This window comes from Faecalibacterium sp. DFI.5.82, assembly GCF_029076575.1.
In the GTDB taxonomy this organism is placed as follows: domain Bacteria; phylum Bacillota; class Clostridia; order Oscillospirales; family Ruminococcaceae; genus Faecalibacterium; species Faecalibacterium duncaniae.
The window spans coordinates 1-321 of sequence record NZ_JARFIS010000349.1 but is presented as its reverse complement, the minus strand read 5'-3'; the positions used below and the strand labels follow the sequence as shown (position 1 = coordinate 321).

The following is a 321-nucleotide window of genomic DNA, read 5'->3' as shown; positions in this document are numbered from 1 at the left end:
ATCAAATGTAAGAGACTGCCCTAACTTTAGACAGAGAACTTTCAAGAAGATGAGATATGTTGTCAATCGCTGCTGACCATCGATCAGAAGCAACTGCGAGGAATAAGGCTCGGACGATTTTGGCGTTCCGTTGTCTTTGAAAATCAGGGTACCAAGAAAATGTGGGGACTTTGTTTTGACCGTGAATTCCATATCATTTAGGAAGCGCTCCCAAAGATATTTGTCCCAGACGTAGGAACGTTGAAAAAATGGAATTTCAATCACTGTGGTTCCATCAAAAATGCTGGTGATTGTCGCTTTATGCGCATTCATAGAAAATCC

Annotated in this window: 1 protein-coding gene; it reads right to left on the bottom strand. The window is 41.4% G+C overall.

Annotation, left to right across the window (positions count from 1 at the left end):
* Positions 1-321, bottom strand: a 321-nt coding sequence (locus P0G09_RS16945) for a DUF262 domain-containing protein (RefSeq protein ID WP_275253251.1), incomplete at both ends; no start/stop codon positions are given.